This is a genomic window from Marinobacterium sedimentorum, from assembly GCF_024267675.1.
In the GTDB taxonomy this organism is placed as follows: domain Bacteria; phylum Pseudomonadota; class Gammaproteobacteria; order Pseudomonadales; family Balneatricaceae; genus Marinobacterium_A; species Marinobacterium_A sedimentorum.
Window position 1 is genome coordinate 96,053 of the sequence record NZ_JALDYX010000014.1, and the last position, 14,433, is coordinate 110,485.

A 14,433-nucleotide genomic window follows, 5' to 3' on the forward strand; every position below is an offset into this window, starting at 1 on the left:
AGGCGCGGCGGCGCCCGCCGCGAATAACGCTCATGCCGGCATTGTTCGCGGCGAGTCGCCGCTCCTACAAGCACAAAAAAACCCGGCCATTGGCCGGGTTTTGTATTTTGCGCAACTGAAGATTTTAGTCTTCAGCAGACTCGTCGACTGCAGTCAGGCCAGCCGGACGGCCAACCAGTTCTACGTAAGCCATCGGAGCATTGTCACCAGGACGGAAGCCGCATTTCAGAATGCGAACGTAACCGCCCGGACGAGCGTTGTAGCGCGGACCCAGCTCGTTAAACAGCTTGCCTACGGCTTCTTTGCTGCGTGTACGAGAGAAAGCCAGGCGGCGGTTAGCCACGCTGTCAATCTTGGACAGGGTGATCAGCGGCTCAGCAAAGCGGCGAAGTTCTTTCGCCTTCGGCAGAGTAGTCTTGATCAGTTCGTGTTCGAACAAAGACACTGCCATGTTTTTAAACATCGCTTTGCGGTGCGCACTGGTACGATTAAAATGACGACCAGATTTACGATGACGCATTTGTTAAGTCCTTACCAACTTAAGTCAGTTCAACTCGCTGCCTTAGGACGCGACTTTATCGTCGTTCTTAAGGCTGGCAGGTGGCCAGTTCTCAAGACGCATACCCAGAGACAGACCTTTGGATGCCAGCACGTCCTTGATCTCGGTCAGCGACTTCTTGCCCAAGTTCGGAGTCTTCAGCAGTTCCACTTCGGTGCGCTGAATCAGGTCACCGATGTAGTAGATCTGTTCTGCTTTCAGACAGTTGGCGGAACGTACAGTCAGCTCCAGGTCATCGACCGGGCGCAGCAGAACCGGATCAATTTCCGGTTCGGCCGGCTCGACCTTGGCCTGGTCCGCAGCATCTTCGAGATCCACGAATACCGCCAGTTGCTGCTGCAGAATCGTAGCAGCACGACGAATGCACTCTTCCGGATCAATTGTTCCGTTGGACTCGATGTCGATTACGAGCTTGTCCAGGTCTGTACGCTGCTCGACACGCGCGCTTTCTACTACGTAGGAAACGCGACGTACCGGGCTGTAGGTAGCATCCAGTTGCAGGCGACCGATAGCACGAGTTTCATCCTCGTCACTGGTACGAGTGTCAGCAGGAACGTAGCCGCGACCGCGGGTTACTTTCAGCTGCATGTTCAAGCTCGCACCTTCGTTCAGGTGAGCGATCACGTGTTCCGGGTTTGCAATTTCCACATCCTGTGTCAGCTGAATATCTCCAGCAGTCACAGGACCCGGCTCGGACTTGCTCAGGGTCAGGGTAACTTCTTCACCATTGTAAAGTGCTACCGAAACGCCTTTCAGGTTCAGCAGGATCTCAATTACATCCTCCTGAACGCCCTCAATGGTGCTGTACTCGTGCAGCACGCCATCGATCTCTACTTCTGTGAAGGCGAAGCCCGGCATAGAAGACAGCAGAATGCGGCGCAGTGCATTACCCAGCGTGTGGCCAAAACCACGCTCCAGCGGCTCAAGAGTCACCTTTGCGCGAGTTTTGCTGATTTCCTGTACGTCAATGTGACGCGGGCTTAGAAACTCGTTTACAGAACGCTGCATAGTTCCACCAATAAAGAGTTCAAGAATTACTTGGAGTACAGCTCGACAATCAAGTGCTCGTTGATGTCGGCAGAAAGTTCGCTACGCTCAGGAACGGTCTTTAAAGTACCTTCCATTTTGCTTGCGTCCACTTCAACCCACTCAACAGCAGCACGCTGAGAAGCCAGCTCCAGAGCGCTCTTGATACGCAGCTGGTTCTTGGACTTCTCGCGAACTGCAACCACGTCACCGGCTTTCACCTGGTACGATGCAATGTTCACTACCTGACCGTTTACAGTGATCTGGCGGTGGGACACGATCTGACGGGATTCCGCGCGAGTAGAGCCAAAGCCCATGCGGTACACCACGTTATCAAGACGGCCTTCCAGCAGCTGGAGCAGGTTTTCACCTGTGGAACCAGTGCGGCGAGCCGCTTCTTTGTAATAGTTGCGGAACTGACGTTCCAGCACGCCGTACATACGACGTACTTTTTGTTTCTCGCGCAGCTGCAGACCGTAGTCGGACAGACGTCCCCGGCGCGCGCCGTGCATACCCGGAACAGCTTCTGCTTTGCATTTGCTGTCGAGTGCACGAACGCCGCTTTTCAGGAACAGGTCTGTACCTTCACGGCGAGACAGCTTGCACTTAGGTCCAAGATATCGGGCCATTTTACCGTCTCCAGTTTATACGCGACGTTTCTTCGGAGGACGGCATCCGTTGTGCGGGATGGGCGTCACGTCCGTGATGTTTGCAATTTTGTAGCCACAAGAGTTCAGTGCACGCACTGCGGACTCACGACCAGGTCCAGGACCTTTGACAAACACGTCGAGATTTTTCAAACCATACTCAAGAGCGGCCTGACCGGCGCGCTCTGCCGCTACCTGTGCAGCGAACGGCGTGCTCTTGCGCGAACCACGGAAGCCAGAGCCCCCGGAAGTCGCCCAAGACAGCGCGTTACCCTGACGATCGGTAATGGTGATGATCGTGTTATTGAAAGAGGCATGGATATGCGCGAAGCCATCCACTACCGTCTTTTTCACTTTCTTGCGTGTGCGATTACCTGGCTTAGCCATATCGGAAATTCCTATCGCTTACCACTTACTTACGGATCGGCTTGCGCGGACCTTTGCGCGTACGCGCGTTGGTCTTGCTGCGCTGACCACGTACCGGCAGATTGCGGCGGTGACGCAGGCCACGGAAGCACCCCAGGTCCATGAGACGTTTAATGCTCATGTTGACCTCACGGCGCAGATCACCCTCGACAGACAACTTGGTAACTTCACCACGAACGTTATCAAGCTGCTCTTCTGTCAGATCTGCAATTTTAGTGCTGTGGGCAATACCAACAGCATCGCAGATCATTTTCGAGGTTGTGCGGCCAATCCCGTAAATGTAAGTAAGAGAAATTACCGCATGCTTATTGTCAGGAATATTGACGCCAGCTATACGGGCCATTCAATTTACTCCGTCATAAGGCACTCACTAGACTTCTAGGTGAGCGCCATAATATTTCTAATACGTTCGTAGAAGGCGCGCAATAGTACACCCTGATCAAAATTAAATCAAGGCCGCTCGCCTTCTACGCCCTATAGGCCAGGAATTAACCCTGGCGCTGCTTGTGACGCGGTTCTACCTTGCAGATCACGCGCACGGAACCGTTGCGACGTACGATCTTGCAGTTACGGCAAATCTTTTTAACAGATGCGCGTACTTTCATGATCCACTCCAATTAGCAGTATCAACGCAGGAAGCCTGCGCCACCGCCTTTGAGGTTAGATTTCTTCATCAAGGACTCATACTGGTGAGACATCAGGTGTGATTGCACCTGCGCCATGAAGTCCATGACCACGACTACCACGATCAACAATGAGGTACCGCCGAAGTAGAATGGCACATTCCACGCAACCACCAGGAACTGAGGCATCAGAGATACCGCGGTGATGTATAGAGCACCAAACAATGTCAGACGGCCCAGCACAGTATCGATATAGCGTGCGGACTGTTCACCAGGACGAATTCCCGGGATAAATGCACCTGATTTTTTCAGGTTGTCTGCCACATCACGGGGATTGAAAACAATCGCCGTGTAGAAGTAGCAGAAAAACACGATGCAGATCGCAAACAGCAGGATATAGAGCGGCTGGCCTGGGCCAAGCGCGAGCGCCATGTCCTGCAACCATTCCATGCCATCGGTTTGTCCAAACCACTGACCAACCGACGCCGGGAACAGCAGGATGCTGGATGCAAAGATCGGAGGAATAACGCCTGCCATATTCACTTTCAACGGCAGGTGGCTCGACTGCGCTGCATAGACGCGACGACCCTGCTGACGCTTTGCATAGTTGATGGTGATGCGGCGCTGGCCACGTTCCATAAACACTACAAAGCCAACAGTCGCCACGGCCATGACCGCGATCGCCAGCAGCGCCAGGATATTCAAATCACCCTGACGCGCCGCTTCAAAGGACTGACCGATTGCACTGGGCAGACCAGCCACGATACCCGCGAAGATCAGAATCGAGATACCGTTGCCGATACCACGTTCAGTTACCTGCTCTCCGAGCCACATCAGGAAGACTGCACCTGCAACCAGGGTCACGACAGCTACGAAATAGAAGCTGATGTCACCACTGAACGCCACACCCTGATTCGCCAGGCCTACAGCCATCCCGAACGACTGTATGGTCGCCAGGATAACCGTGCCGTAACGGGTATACTGATTGATTTTACGACGACCCGCCTCACCCTCTTTCTTCAACGCTTCGAGCTGGGGGCTCACGACCGTCATCAGCTGCATAATAATAGAGGCAGAGATGTACGGCATAATGCCCAGTGCGAGGATACTCATACGCTCCAACGCACCACCCGAGAACATATTGAAGAGACTGAGAATAGTCCCCTGATTCTGTTCAAACAATGCGGCTAGACGATCCGGGTTGATACCGGGGACGGGGATATGAGCCCCGATCCGGTACACAATGATCGCCAGCAGCACAAAACGCAGACGAGACCAAAGCTCGCCCAAACCGTTTTGTGTGCCCGCCGGTATCTGTCCTTGCTTAGCCATTTACGCCTCGACTTTGCCGCCAGCAGCCTCGATCGCAGCTTGTGCACCCTTGGTCACTTTCAGACCGGATACAGTCACTGCTTTGCCGATCTCACCAGAGAGGATCACTTTAGCCACTTTGATATCGTGGTTAACGAGATCCGCCGCTTTCAGCGCGGCCAGATCGATTACGTCCGCAACGACTGCATTGAGTTCGTTCAGACGAATCTCAGCAACGTAACGGGCTTTACGGGAGCTAAAGCCGAACTTCGGCAGACGACGCTGCAGAGGCATCTGACCGCCTTCAAAACCCGGCTTAACAGAACCGCCTGAGCGGGACTTCTGACCTTTGTGACCACGACCACCGGTTTTACCAAGACCGGAACCGATACCGCGACCTACGCGTTTCGGAGCCTGTTTGGAACCAGCGGCGGGGCTCAGAGTGTTCAGACGCATGTGACGAACTCCTCTTACTCGCCTTCTACACTAAGCATGTAGTTGACTTTGTTGATCATGCCACGGACCGAAGGGGTGTCTTCCACCTCAACGGTATGACCGATACGACGCAGGCCGAGACCTTTTACACACAGCTTGTGCTTCGGCAGAATGCCGATCGGGCTGCGAACCAGAGTTACCTTCAAAGTATTAGCCATGTCGATTACCCCAGGATCTCTGCGACTGTCTTGCCACGCTTGGCCGCGATGTCATCCGGTGCGTTCATGCTCTGCAGACCCTTGATGGTCGCACGCACAACGTTTACCGGATTAGTCGAACCGTAGCACTTGGCCAGGACGTTATGGACACCAGCCAGTTCCAGTACAGAACGCATGGCGCCGCCGGCGATGATACCGGTACCGTCAGATGCAGGCTGCATGTAGATTCTGGATGCGCCGTGACGAGCGTTGATAGCGTACTGCAAAGTACCGCCGTTCAGTTCAACACTGATCATGTTGCGACGAGCCTGTTCCATAGCCTTCTGAATCGCGACCGGCACTTCACGCGCCTTGCCACGACCGAAACCTACGCGGCCGTTACCGTCACCAACAACACAGAGTGCAGTAAAACCGAAGATTCGACCGCCTTTAACCACTTTCGCGACACGGTTAACCTGTACCAGTTTTTCCTGGAGATCGCCGTCTTTCTGTTCGTGATTTGCCATAATCGACCCCCTTAGAATTCCAGGCCGCTTTCACGGGCTGCGTCGGCCAGTGCTTGAACACGACCGTGGTATTTGAACCCGGAACGGTCGAATGCAACCTTGGTGATACCGGCTTCTTTAGCACGTTCAGCGATCAGCGCACCCACTTTCTGGGCCGCTTCAACATTACCTGTTGCGCCTTCACGCAGTACTTTCTCTACGGTTGATGCAGAGGCCAAAACCTTGCCACCGTCTTCAGAGATAACCTGTGCGTAGATATGACGCGGAGTACGGTTGACGCACAGACGTACGGCGCCCAGTTCACGCATTTTCAAGCGCGAACGACGTGCACGACGGATACGAGCTTCTTTCTTAGCGTTCATAACCCTGCCTTACTTTTTCTTCGCTTCTTTACGGCGAACATATTCGTCAGCGTAGCGAACACCCTTGCCTTTATAAGGCTCAGGCGGACGGAAGCCACGCACCTCTGCGGCTACCTGACCGACACGCTGTTTATCAGCACCGCTGATAACAATCGTTGTCTGGTTCGGGCACTCTGCAGTAATACCTTCAGGCAGTTCGTACTCAACAGGATGGGAGAAGCCCAGCGTCAGGTTCAGTGCGTTGCCCTTGAGCGCAACACGGTAACCGACACCCTGCAATTCCAGAGTCTTTTTAAAGCCTTCTGTAACACCGAAAACCATGTTGCTCACCAGGGAGCGCGTGGTTCCGGACAGAGCGTTAGCGAGCTTGCTCTTGTCACGGGGGGCGAACAGCAGGGTGTTCTCTTCCTGTTTAACTTCAACAGTCGGATGAACATCCAGGCTCAGAAGACCATTCTTGCCTTTGGCGGTGATGGTCAGGCCATCGACCTTCAGATCTACACCTGCAGGTACAACAACGGGTTTTTTACCAACTCGAGACATTGTTAACCCCTTAGAATACCGTGCAGATCACTTCACCACCGACTCCAGCGGTACGCGCAGCGCGGTCCGTCATCACACCCTTGCTGGTGGAGACGATCGCGACACCCAGACCACCGGCCACTTTGGGCAGGTCGTTGGAAGCTTTGTAGATACGCAGGCCCGGACGGCTTACGCGCTTGATCTCTTCTATTACCGGCTTGCCTTCGAAGTACTTCAGCTCAACGCTGAGGACCGGTTTCACATCGCCTTCTACTGCGTAGCTGGCAATGTAACCTTCTTCCTTCAGCACTTCTGCAACTGATACTTTCAGCTTGGAAGACGGCATGGATACAGCCTGTTTCTGTGCCATATGGCCGTTGCGGATACGTGTGAACATATCCGCCAGTGTATCTTGCATGCTCATGCGTTTAACTTCCTCTCTTGTGCAGCGTGATGCGGTAGCAGAGCGTACTGCGCTCTGCCCTGCCCACCATGCTTACCGTAAAACCAGTGGTGAATTACCAGCTGGCCTTTTTAAGACCCGGCACATCGCCACGCATGGCAGCTTCACGCAGTTTGTTACGGCTAAGGCCGAACTTGCGGTAAACACCATGCGGACGACCCGTCAGCTGACAGCGATTGCGCTGACGAACCGGGCTAGCGTCACGCGGCAATTTCTGCAGCGCAACCAGTGCATCCCAACGCTCATCTTCAGAAGAAAACGGGCTGTTGATGATAGATTTCAGCTCAGCACGCTTAACGGCGTACTTAGCGACAGTCGCGGCACGCTTGTCTTCACGTGCTTTCATCGATTGTTTAGCCATGATATCCCCCTATCACTTCTTGAACGGGAAGTTCAGGGCAGCCAGCAGGGCACGACCCTCTTCATTGGTCTGAGCAGTGGTGGTGATGGTGATATCCATCCCACGCAGCTTGTCCACCTTGTCGTAATCGATTTCGGGGAAAATGATCTGCTCTTTGACACCCATGCTGTAGTTACCACGGCCGTCAAACGACTTCGGGTTCAGACCACGGAAATCGCGTACACGCGGAATGGAAATATCGACCAGACGGTCAAGGAATTCCCACATTTGCTGACCACGCAGGGTGACCTTGCAACCAATCGGCCAGCCTTCACGTACCTTGAACGCCGCAATAGACTTGCGCGCCAGGGTTACGACCGGCTTCTGACCGGCGATAGCCGTCATATCGGCAACAGCGTTTTCGAGCTGTTTCTTGTCGCCCAGTGCTTCACCAACACCCATGTTCAGGGTGATTTTGGTAACGCGGGGGACAGCCATGATGTTCGGCGCATTCAGCTCTTCTTTCAGCTGCTGGCGAACGGTATCTTTGTAAAGCGCTTTCAGTCTAGACATTACAACAACCCCCTTATCCGCCAATGACTTCGCCGGTGGACTTGAAGATACGCACCTTGGCGCCGTCCTCAAGCAGTTTGAAGCCGACGCGGTCGCCCTTGCCAGACTGCGGATTGAAGATCGCGACGTTGGAAACAGCCATAGAGGCCTCTTTCTCAACGATGCCACCGGCCTTGCCCTGCATCGGGTTCGGCTTGGTGTGCTTCTTCACCATGTTGATGCCTGTAACGATCACACGATCGTTCGCCAGCACACGCAGCACAGTGCCACGCTTGCCTTTGTCTTTACCTGCGATGACGATGACTTCATCGTCGCGTCGAATCTTGCGCATGTTATACCTATGTCGTTTCCTGCAACCCTCTCATGCTCAAAAACGCCATACCCTCTCGGGAATGGCGTTTTCAAAGTACTCGGTCAAAAAGCAACCGGGTCTTAGAGCACTTCAGGCGCCAGGGAAATGATCTTCATGAACTTCTCAGAGCGAAGTTCACGCGTTACTGGGCCAAAGATACGCGTTCCGATCGGAGCGTCGTTCTGGTTCAGCAATACCGCAGAGTTAGTATCAAAGCGGATTACCGAGCCGTCAGGACGACGAACACCCTTACGGGTACGTACTACAACAGCCTTGAGAACCTGACCTTTCTTCACTTTGCCACGCGGAATTGCTTCCTTGACGGTAACTTTAATAATGTCACCGACACCTGCGTAGCGACGGTGAGAACCGCCCAGGACCTTAATGCACTGCACTCGCTTGGCACCGCTGTTGTCAGCGACATCAAGCATTGATTCAGTCTGAATCATGGTCTACTCCAGAAATATATGGCCTTTCACCATGCTGCACGTGCTTTTCAGCCGTGCAGCTCGGGCAAATAGGCAAATGGAGCAAAGGCGCAATATATTACACCTTCGCTGCGCGCTCTTCAATACGAACCAGCGACCAAGTTTTGGTCTTGGACAGAGGACGGGATTCCGCGATGGTTACCCAGTCACCGATCTGACACTCGTTCTTATCGTCATGAGCGTGCAGCTTGGTAGAACGCTTGAGATATTTCCCATAGATCGGGTGTTTCTCTTTGCGTTCAACCAGAACTGTGATGGTTTTGTCCATCTTGTCACTGATAACTTTACCGGTCACAGTGCGAGTACGTTTTTCAGCGCTCATACTTAGTCACCTGCCTTTTCGTTCAGTACAGTCTTAACACGAGCAATGTCGCGACGAACCTGGCTCAGCAGGTGATTCTGTGCCAGCTGACCAGTTGCCTTCTGCATGCGCAGATTGAACTGATCCTTCAGCAGACCCAGGAGTTCCTGCTGAAGTTCATCTACGGATTTTTCCCGCAGTTCTTTAGCAATCATCACATCACCGTCCGCTTAACAATGGTTGTAGCCAAGGGCAACTTGGCAGCAGCAAGCGCGAAAGCTTCAACTGCCAGGGATTCGGGAACGCCGCTCATTTCGAACAGCACTTTACCCGGCTGAATCTGGGCAACCCAGTACTCAACGTTACCCTTACCCTTACCCATACGAACTTCAAGCGGCTTGTTGGTGATCGGCTTGTCAGGGAAGACGCGAATCCAGATCTTGCCGCCACGTTTTACGTGACGAGTCATGGTACGACGCGCAGCTTCAATCTGACGAGCAGTGATGCGGCCGCGGGCAGTAGCCTTGAGACCAAATTCGCCAAAGCTTACTTTACTGCCGCGCAGTGCCAGGCCGCGGTTGCGACCCTTCATCACCTTACGGTATTTAAGACGTTTCGGTTGCAGCATTGACGTCTACCTCACTTAGCTTTCTTCTTCGGCGCATTTTTCTCAGCACGCACCTGTTCGATGCCGCCAAGAATCTCGCCTTTGAAGATCCAGACTTTAATGCCGATCACACCGTAAGTGGTGTGCGCTTCGAAGGACGAGTAATCGATGTCCGCACGCAGAGTGTGCAACGGAACACGACCTTCGCGGTACCATTCGGAACGCGCGATCTCGGCACCACCCAGGCGGCCGCCCAACTGGATCTTGATGCCCTTGGCACCAATACGCATGGCGTTCTGTACCGAGCGCTTCATCGCGCGACGGAACATTACACGGCGTTCCAGCTGGCCTGCAATGCTCTGGGCTACCAGGGTAGCGTCAAGCTCAGGCTTGCGTACTTCCTCGATGTTGATGTGCACGGGCACACCCATCATTTCGGAAACAGCGTTACGCAGTTTTTCGACGTCTTCGCCTTTCTTACCAATTACGATGCCGGGACGGGCAGTGTAAATGGTGATTTTTGCATTCTGCGCCGGACGCTCGATCTCGATACGACTAACAGATGCATTGCTCAGTTTCTTCTCAAGGTACTCACGCACTTTGAGATCGTTGAGCAGCTTCTTGGCATACTCGCCCTTGTCTGCATACCAAGTAGAGGTATGGTCTTTAACGACGCCAAGGCGAATACCGGTCGGATGTACTTTCTGACCCATTTGAACTCTCCTAGCTCAGCGCTTAGTCTGCAACCTTGACGGTAATGTGACAGGTGCGCTTGATAATACGATCAGCACGACCTTTCGCACGCGGCTTAATACGTTTCATGCTCGGCGCTTCGTCAACGAAGGCCGTGGAAACGCGCAGATCATCAATGTCAGCACCTTCGTTATGCTCCGCATTCGCGATAGCAGACTCCAGTACCTTCTTGATAATCGCCGCACCCTTTTTCGGGCTGAACGCCAGGATGTTCAGAGCTTCGCCCACTGCCTTACCGCGGATCTGGTCTACGACCAAACGAGCTTTCTGGGCGGACAGGCTGGCGCCTTTCAATTTAGCGGCAACTTCCATCACTTATCCCCCATTACTTCTTCTTAGCCTTTTTATCGGCCGCATGCCCACGGTAGGTGCGTGTAGGAACAAACTCACCCAGTTTGTGACCAACCATGTCTTCGGTAACAAAAACCGGTACATGTTGGCGACCGTTATGAACCGCAATCGTCATGCCCACGAAATTCGGGAAGATGGTAGAGCGACGTGACCAGGTCTTCAAAGGACGCTTGTCATTGCTCTCGATTGCAGCTTCTACCTTTTTCAGCAGGTGAAGGTCGATAAATGGACCTTTCTTCAGTGAACGTGGCACAGCTGTATCCTCAAGTTAGTTACTTGGCAGAACGACGGCGTATGATCAACTTATCGGTACGCTTGTTCTTACGGGTCTTATGTCCTTTAGTCGGCACACCCCATGGAGTAACAGGGTGACGACCGCCAGATGTACGACCTTCACCACCACCATGCGGGTGATCTACCGGGTTCATCGCAACACCGCGAACGGTCGGACGAACACCACGCCAGCGTTTAGCACCGGCTTTACCGAGCTGACGCAGGCTGTGTTCGCTGTTGCCAACTTCACCCAGAGTCGCACGACATTCGACCAGCACCTTACGCATTTCGCCGGAGCGAAGACGCAGGGTTGCATAAGTCCCTTCACGCGCTACGAGCTGCGCAGAAGCGCCCGCAGAACGTGCCAGCTGTGCACCTTTACCGGGCTTCAGTTCGATGCAGTGGATAGTAGAACCCACCGGGATGTTACGCAGCGGCAGAGTGTTACCGACTTTAATGTCGACATCCACGCCAGACTGCACAACCGAACCTGCTTTCAGACCCTTGGCCGCAATAATGTAACGACGCTCACCGTCTGCGTATTTCAGCAGCGCGATGTTTGCGGAACGGTTCGGGTCATATTCCAGACGCTCAACCACTCCAGGAATACCGTCCTTGTTGCGACGGAAGTCGACCAGACGGTAATGAGCCTTGTGACCACCACCGATATGACGGGTAGTGATGCGTCCGTTGTTGTTACGACCACCGGACTTGCTCTTTTTCTCAACCAGGGGTGCAAAAGGCTTGCCTTTGTGCAGATCCTGATTAACAACCTTGACCAGATGACGACGTCCAGCAGAGGTCGGCTTAGTCTTGATAACTGCCATGATTCAACCCCTTTTATTCGCCAGCCAGGAAATCAATTTCGGAACCTTCAGCCAGGCATACATAAGCCTTGCGAACGTCGTTCCGCTTGCCAAGGCCACGCGCGGTGCGCTTGGTCTTGCCCTTGATGTTAAGGATGTTGACACCTTTAACTTTAACGTTAAAAAGTGCTTCAACAGCAGTTTTGACTTCCTGCTTGGTAGCAGTATCAGCCACACGGAAAACAACCTGCTGAGAACCCTCAGCTACGATGGTTGCCTTCTCGGAAATGTGCGGCCCCATGAGCACCTGATAAATACGAGCCTGGTTCATGCCAGTACCTCCTCGATTTTCTTCAGAGCAGGCACAGTTACCAGAACCTTCTCGAAGCCAACCAGGCTGACAGGGTCGATGCCTGCAGCGTCACGCACGTCAACGTGCGGTACGTTACGAGAAGCCAGATACAGGTTCTGCTCAACGTCTTCAGTGATCAGCAACGCGTTGCTCAGTGACAACTCGTTCAGCTTGGCGATGAACTGCTTGGTTTTCGGAGATTCCATAGCGAAATCTTCAACTACGACCAGGCGGTCCTGACGAACCAGCTCAGAGAAGATGCAACGCAGTGCTGCGCGGTACATTTTCTTGTTTACTTTCTGAGCGTGGTCACGCTGTTTGGCGGCGAAAGTTACGCCACCTGAGCGCCACAACGGGCTACGAATGGTACCGGCACGAGCACGGCCTGTACCTTTCTGACGCCACGGCTTAGCACCACCGCCAGATACTTCTGAGCGGGTTTTCTGAGCTTTGGTACCCTGACGACCACCGGCCAGGTACGCCGTAACGACCTGATGAACCAGCGATTCGTTGAATTCTTTACCAAAAGCCAGGTCGGATACTTCAACCGAACCGGCAGTTCCAGCTAGATTCAGATTCATGTCAACCTCCCCTTAGGCGCCAGCCTTGACAGCCGGTTTAACGATTACGTCACCGCCGGGAGCACCCGGCACGGCACCTTTGACCAACAGCAGGTTGCGTTCAGCGTCAACGCGAACGACTTCAAGAGTCTGAATAGTGACGCGTTCAGCACCCATGTGACCTGCCATTTTTTTGCCTTTCCAGACGCGGCCAGGAGTCTGACATTGTCCTATGGAACCCGGAGCTCGGTGAGACAGCGAGTTACCGTGAGTCGCATCCTGCATGCTGAAGTTCCAGCGCTTGATCGCGCCCTGGAAGCCCTTGCCCTTGGATTGACCGGTAACATCTACTTTCTGACCTGCTTCGAAGCGCTCAACTGTCAGCGCATCGCCGACGTTGATTTCTTCGTCATTCGACAGGCGGAACTCCCACAAACCGCGGCCGGCTTCAACGCCAGCTTTAGCAAAGTGACCAGCTTCCGGCTTGCTCAGCCGGCTCGCTTTACAGCCACCAGTGGTGATCTGCACAGCAGTGTAACCATCAGCTTCAATGGTTTTCACCTGAGTCACGCGGTTCGGCTCGACCTCGATGACGGTGACTGGCACGGACACGCCATCTTCAGTGAAGACACGGGTCATGCCCGCTTTACGTCCGATTAGACCTACAGTCATGTTTTTAACCTCTTGCCAGTTGTGTACGGGGCTGTTACCCACTACGGCTACCCTTTACAGGGCATTCCACAAACAGCGCTTCATGAATATAAATTAGAATGCGCAGTGCTGAATTAGCCGAGGCTGATCTGCACTTCAACGCCCGCAGCAAGATCCAGTTTCATCAGTGCGTCAACTGTTTTTTCAGTCGGCTCAACGATGTCCAGAACACGCTTGTGAGTACGGATTTCATACTGATCGCGCGCGTCTTTGTTGACGTGCGGAGAAACCAGGATGGTAAAACGCTCTTTGCGGGTGGGAAGTGGGATCGGACCACGCACCTGAGCACCAGTCCGCTTTGCAGTCTCTACGATCTCCAAAGCGGAAGAGTCGATCAGGCGATGATCAAACGCCTTCAGACGAATTCGAATTTTCTGATTCTGCATTTTGATCACACTTAATCAAAGTTTTTGAACGGCCGAAGCCGGCATACCCTTCTAGGAAGGGACGCAAATTCTACTCAGGGGCGCAACCAGCGTCAAGCGAATGCGGTTATTAATTAAACAGCAACAATTGAGCCTCGCCCTGAACAGAACATGCCTGACCATACTTGACCACAACCGGGCATCCTGGCCCGACACACCTATGCCCATCCTGAGCATAAAAAAAGACCCTCCGAAGAGGGTCTTTCTTCACTTCAGATCAGCGAGCTGATCTTAGGCGATGATTTTAGCTACAACGCCGGCACCAACGGTACGGCCGCCTTCGCGAATCGCGAAACGCAGGCCTTCTTCCATGGCGATCGGGTTGATCAGGGTAACGGACATCTGCACGTTGTCACCCGGCATTACCATCTCAACACCTTCCGGCAGTTCACAGGCACCAGTGATGTCTGTGGTACGGAAGTAGAACTGCGGACGGTAGCCTT

Annotated in this window: 29 protein-coding genes; all 29 read right to left on the minus strand. The window is 53.5% G+C overall.

The window, feature by feature from the left end; translation table 11 throughout:
• Positions 1-124: 124 nt before the first annotated feature.
• On the minus strand, positions 125-520 hold the full coding sequence (gene rplQ, locus MRS74_RS13335) for a 50S ribosomal protein L17 (protein ID WP_020682687.1): 396 nt from the start codon (positions 518-520) through the stop codon (positions 125-127).
• A gap of 42 nt (positions 521-562) precedes the next feature.
• Entirely contained in the window at positions 563-1,567 is a 1,005-nt protein-coding gene (locus MRS74_RS13340; RefSeq protein ID WP_067290685.1) for a DNA-directed RNA polymerase subunit alpha, read from the minus strand.
• 26 nt (positions 1,568-1,593) lie between these two features.
• Positions 1,594-2,214: a 30S ribosomal protein S4 gene (gene rpsD / locus MRS74_RS13345; RefSeq protein ID WP_067290688.1), complete on the minus strand. Its 621-nt coding sequence runs from the start codon at positions 2,212-2,214 to the stop codon at positions 1,594-1,596.
• 15 nt (positions 2,215-2,229) lie between these two features.
• Positions 2,230-2,619 (minus strand): 30S ribosomal protein S11, encoded by a 390-nt coding sequence (gene rpsK / locus MRS74_RS13350; RefSeq protein WP_067290691.1) that lies wholly within the window; start codon positions 2,617-2,619, stop codon positions 2,230-2,232.
• A 25-nt stretch (positions 2,620-2,644) separates the two neighbouring features.
• Positions 2,645-3,001 carry a 30S ribosomal protein S13 gene (rpsM, locus tag MRS74_RS13355; RefSeq protein ID WP_020682691.1) on the minus strand — a complete coding sequence of 119 codons (357 nt, stop codon included), beginning with the start codon at positions 2,999-3,001 and terminating at the stop codon, positions 2,645-2,647.
• A gap of 145 nt (positions 3,002-3,146) precedes the next feature.
• Complete coding sequence (gene rpmJ, locus MRS74_RS13360; protein WP_007021200.1) at positions 3,147-3,263, minus strand: 50S ribosomal protein L36; 117 nt, start codon at positions 3,261-3,263, stop codon at positions 3,147-3,149.
• Positions 3,264-3,284: 21 nt separating this feature from the next.
• Positions 3,285-4,613, minus strand: a complete 1,329-nt coding sequence (gene secY / locus MRS74_RS13365) for a preprotein translocase subunit SecY (RefSeq protein ID WP_254580788.1) — start codon at positions 4,611-4,613, stop codon at positions 3,285-3,287.
• Positions 4,614-5,048 carry a 50S ribosomal protein L15 gene (gene rplO, locus MRS74_RS13370; RefSeq protein WP_067386395.1) on the minus strand — a complete coding sequence of 145 codons (435 nt, stop codon included), beginning with the start codon at positions 5,046-5,048 and terminating at the stop codon, positions 4,614-4,616. It abuts the gene before it with no gap.
• 14 nt (positions 5,049-5,062) lie between these two features.
• Positions 5,063-5,245 carry a 50S ribosomal protein L30 gene (rpmD, locus tag MRS74_RS13375; RefSeq protein ID WP_067290702.1) on the minus strand — a complete coding sequence of 61 codons (183 nt, stop codon included), beginning with the start codon at positions 5,243-5,245 and terminating at the stop codon, positions 5,063-5,065.
• Between the two features lie 5 nt (positions 5,246-5,250).
• Positions 5,251-5,751, minus strand: coding sequence for a 30S ribosomal protein S5 (gene rpsE, locus MRS74_RS13380; protein ID WP_067290705.1), 501 nt, complete (start codon positions 5,749-5,751; stop codon positions 5,251-5,253).
• A gap of 11 nt (positions 5,752-5,762) precedes the next feature.
• Positions 5,763-6,113: a 50S ribosomal protein L18 gene (gene rplR, locus MRS74_RS13385; protein ID WP_254580789.1), complete on the minus strand. Its 351-nt coding sequence runs from the start codon at positions 6,111-6,113 to the stop codon at positions 5,763-5,765.
• A 9-nt stretch (positions 6,114-6,122) separates the two neighbouring features.
• Entirely contained in the window at positions 6,123-6,656 is a 534-nt protein-coding gene (gene rplF / locus MRS74_RS13390; RefSeq protein ID WP_254580790.1) for a 50S ribosomal protein L6, read from the minus strand.
• Between the two features lie 10 nt (positions 6,657-6,666).
• The gene (rpsH, locus tag MRS74_RS13395; protein WP_020682698.1) at positions 6,667-7,059 is read right to left on the minus strand and encodes a 30S ribosomal protein S8; all 393 of its coding nucleotides are present in this window, start codon (positions 7,057-7,059) and stop codon (positions 6,667-6,669) included.
• A 94-nt stretch (positions 7,060-7,153) separates the two neighbouring features.
• Entirely contained in the window at positions 7,154-7,459 is a 306-nt protein-coding gene (gene rpsN, locus MRS74_RS13400; RefSeq protein ID WP_254580791.1) for a 30S ribosomal protein S14, read from the minus strand.
• A gap of 12 nt (positions 7,460-7,471) precedes the next feature.
• Positions 7,472-8,011 (minus strand): 50S ribosomal protein L5, encoded by a 540-nt coding sequence (rplE, locus tag MRS74_RS13405; RefSeq protein ID WP_254580792.1) that lies wholly within the window; start codon positions 8,009-8,011, stop codon positions 7,472-7,474.
• Positions 8,012-8,024: 13 nt separating this feature from the next.
• Complete coding sequence (rplX, locus tag MRS74_RS13410; protein ID WP_254580793.1) at positions 8,025-8,342, minus strand: 50S ribosomal protein L24; 318 nt, start codon at positions 8,340-8,342, stop codon at positions 8,025-8,027.
• A gap of 101 nt (positions 8,343-8,443) precedes the next feature.
• A complete protein-coding gene (rplN, locus tag MRS74_RS13415; RefSeq protein WP_067290726.1) occupies positions 8,444-8,812 on the minus strand; it encodes a 50S ribosomal protein L14 in 369 nt (122 codons plus the stop codon).
• Between the two features lie 97 nt (positions 8,813-8,909).
• Positions 8,910-9,173, minus strand: coding sequence for a 30S ribosomal protein S17 (rpsQ, locus tag MRS74_RS13420; RefSeq protein WP_254580794.1), 264 nt, complete (start codon positions 9,171-9,173; stop codon positions 8,910-8,912).
• A gap of 2 nt (positions 9,174-9,175) precedes the next feature.
• On the minus strand, positions 9,176-9,367 hold the full coding sequence (gene rpmC / locus MRS74_RS13425; RefSeq protein WP_020682704.1) for a 50S ribosomal protein L29: 192 nt from the start codon (positions 9,365-9,367) through the stop codon (positions 9,176-9,178).
• Positions 9,367-9,780, minus strand: coding sequence for a 50S ribosomal protein L16 (gene rplP, locus MRS74_RS13430; RefSeq protein WP_067290727.1), 414 nt, complete (start codon positions 9,778-9,780; stop codon positions 9,367-9,369). The genes rpmC and rplP overlap by 1 nt, the downstream gene beginning before the upstream one ends.
• Before the next feature lie 11 nt (positions 9,781-9,791).
• Positions 9,792-10,472: a 30S ribosomal protein S3 gene (gene rpsC, locus MRS74_RS13435; protein ID WP_254580795.1), complete on the minus strand. Its 681-nt coding sequence runs from the start codon at positions 10,470-10,472 to the stop codon at positions 9,792-9,794.
• 22 nt (positions 10,473-10,494) lie between these two features.
• Positions 10,495-10,827: a 50S ribosomal protein L22 gene (rplV, locus tag MRS74_RS13440; protein WP_438362339.1), complete on the minus strand. Its 333-nt coding sequence runs from the start codon at positions 10,825-10,827 to the stop codon at positions 10,495-10,497.
• A gap of 10 nt (positions 10,828-10,837) precedes the next feature.
• Entirely contained in the window at positions 10,838-11,116 is a 279-nt protein-coding gene (rpsS, locus tag MRS74_RS13445) for a 30S ribosomal protein S19 (RefSeq protein WP_067386404.1), read from the minus strand.
• A gap of 19 nt (positions 11,117-11,135) precedes the next feature.
• Positions 11,136-11,963, minus strand: coding sequence for a 50S ribosomal protein L2 (gene rplB / locus MRS74_RS13450; protein ID WP_254580796.1), 828 nt, complete (start codon positions 11,961-11,963; stop codon positions 11,136-11,138).
• Between the two features lie 13 nt (positions 11,964-11,976).
• The gene (gene rplW / locus MRS74_RS13455; RefSeq protein ID WP_020682710.1) at positions 11,977-12,273 is read right to left on the minus strand and encodes a 50S ribosomal protein L23; all 297 of its coding nucleotides are present in this window, start codon (positions 12,271-12,273) and stop codon (positions 11,977-11,979) included.
• A complete protein-coding gene (gene rplD / locus MRS74_RS13460) occupies positions 12,270-12,875 on the minus strand; it encodes a 50S ribosomal protein L4 (RefSeq protein ID WP_254580797.1) in 606 nt (201 codons plus the stop codon). The genes rplW and rplD overlap by 4 nt, the downstream gene beginning before the upstream one ends.
• A 12-nt stretch (positions 12,876-12,887) precedes the next feature.
• Entirely contained in the window at positions 12,888-13,526 is a 639-nt protein-coding gene (gene rplC, locus MRS74_RS13465; RefSeq protein ID WP_067290737.1) for a 50S ribosomal protein L3, read from the minus strand.
• Between the two features lie 113 nt (positions 13,527-13,639).
• Positions 13,640-13,951, minus strand: a complete 312-nt coding sequence (gene rpsJ, locus MRS74_RS13470) for a 30S ribosomal protein S10 (protein WP_067290898.1) — start codon at positions 13,949-13,951, stop codon at positions 13,640-13,642.
• A 270-nt stretch (positions 13,952-14,221) separates the two neighbouring features.
• Positions 14,222-14,433 (minus strand): EF-Tu C-terminal domain-related protein (locus tag MRS74_RS13475; RefSeq protein ID WP_497536484.1); only part of this gene is annotated, 212 nt, incomplete at its 5' end.

Excerpts from the sequence above, each read along its gene's own strand:
- rplQ (WP_020682687.1), bottom strand. The coding sequence starts at position 520 with ATGCGTCATCGTAAATCTGGTCGTCATTTTAATCGTACCAGTGCGCAC.
- MRS74_RS13340 (WP_067290685.1), bottom strand. The coding sequence starts at position 1,567 with ATGCAGCGTTCTGTAAACGAGTTTCTAAGCCCGCGTCACATTGACGTA.
- rpsD (WP_067290688.1), bottom strand. The coding sequence starts at position 2,214 with ATGGCCCGATATCTTGGACCTAAGTGCAAGCTGTCTCGCCGTGAAGGT.
- rpsK (WP_067290691.1), bottom strand. The coding sequence starts at position 2,619 with ATGGCTAAGCCAGGTAATCGCACACGCAAGAAAGTGAAAAAGACGGTA.
- rpsM (WP_020682691.1), bottom strand. The coding sequence starts at position 3,001 with ATGGCCCGTATAGCTGGCGTCAATATTCCTGACAATAAGCATGCGGTA.
- rpmJ (WP_007021200.1), bottom strand. The coding sequence starts at position 3,263 with ATGAAAGTACGCGCATCTGTTAAAAAGATTTGCCGTAACTGCAAGATC.
- secY (WP_254580788.1), bottom strand. The coding sequence starts at position 4,613 with ATGGCTAAGCAAGGACAGATACCGGCGGGCACACAAAACGGTTTGGGC.
- rplO (WP_067386395.1), bottom strand. The coding sequence starts at position 5,048 with ATGCGTCTGAACACTCTGAGCCCCGCCGCTGGTTCCAAACAGGCTCCG.
- rpmD (WP_067290702.1), bottom strand. The coding sequence starts at position 5,245 with ATGGCTAATACTTTGAAGGTAACTCTGGTTCGCAGCCCGATCGGCATT.
- rpsE (WP_067290705.1), bottom strand. The coding sequence starts at position 5,751 with ATGGCAAATCACGAACAGAAAGACGGCGATCTCCAGGAAAAACTGGTA.
- rplR (WP_254580789.1), bottom strand. The coding sequence starts at position 6,113 with ATGAACGCTAAGAAAGAAGCTCGTATCCGTCGTGCACGTCGTTCGCGC.
- rplF (WP_254580790.1), bottom strand. The coding sequence starts at position 6,656 with ATGTCTCGAGTTGGTAAAAAACCCGTTGTTGTACCTGCAGGTGTAGAT.
- rpsH (WP_020682698.1), bottom strand. The coding sequence starts at position 7,059 with ATGAGCATGCAAGATACACTGGCGGATATGTTCACACGTATCCGCAAC.
- rpsN (WP_254580791.1), bottom strand. The coding sequence starts at position 7,459 with ATGGCTAAACAATCGATGAAAGCACGTGAAGACAAGCGTGCCGCGACT.
- rplE (WP_254580792.1), bottom strand. The coding sequence starts at position 8,011 with ATGTCTAGACTGAAAGCGCTTTACAAAGATACCGTTCGCCAGCAGCTG.
- rplX (WP_254580793.1), bottom strand. The coding sequence starts at position 8,342 with ATGCGCAAGATTCGACGCGACGATGAAGTCATCGTCATCGCAGGTAAA.
- rplN (WP_067290726.1), bottom strand. The coding sequence starts at position 8,812 with ATGATTCAGACTGAATCAATGCTTGATGTCGCTGACAACAGCGGTGCC.
- rpsQ (WP_254580794.1), bottom strand. The coding sequence starts at position 9,173 with ATGAGCGCTGAAAAACGTACTCGCACTGTGACCGGTAAAGTTATCAGT.
- rpmC (WP_020682704.1), bottom strand. The coding sequence starts at position 9,367 with ATGATTGCTAAAGAACTGCGGGAAAAATCCGTAGATGAACTTCAGCAG.
- rplP (WP_067290727.1), bottom strand. The coding sequence starts at position 9,780 with ATGCTGCAACCGAAACGTCTTAAATACCGTAAGGTGATGAAGGGTCGC.
- rpsC (WP_254580795.1), bottom strand. The coding sequence starts at position 10,472 with ATGGGTCAGAAAGTACATCCGACCGGTATTCGCCTTGGCGTCGTTAAA.
- rplB (WP_254580796.1), bottom strand. The coding sequence starts at position 11,963 with ATGGCAGTTATCAAGACTAAGCCGACCTCTGCTGGACGTCGTCATCTG.
- rplW (WP_020682710.1), bottom strand. The coding sequence starts at position 12,273 with ATGAACCAGGCTCGTATTTATCAGGTGCTCATGGGGCCGCACATTTCC.
- rplD (WP_254580797.1), bottom strand. The coding sequence starts at position 12,875 with ATGAATCTGAATCTAGCTGGAACTGCCGGTTCGGTTGAAGTATCCGAC.
- rplC (WP_067290737.1), bottom strand. The coding sequence starts at position 13,526 with ATGACTGTAGGTCTAATCGGACGTAAAGCGGGCATGACCCGTGTCTTC.
- rpsJ (WP_067290898.1), bottom strand. The coding sequence starts at position 13,951 with ATGCAGAATCAGAAAATTCGAATTCGTCTGAAGGCGTTTGATCATCGC.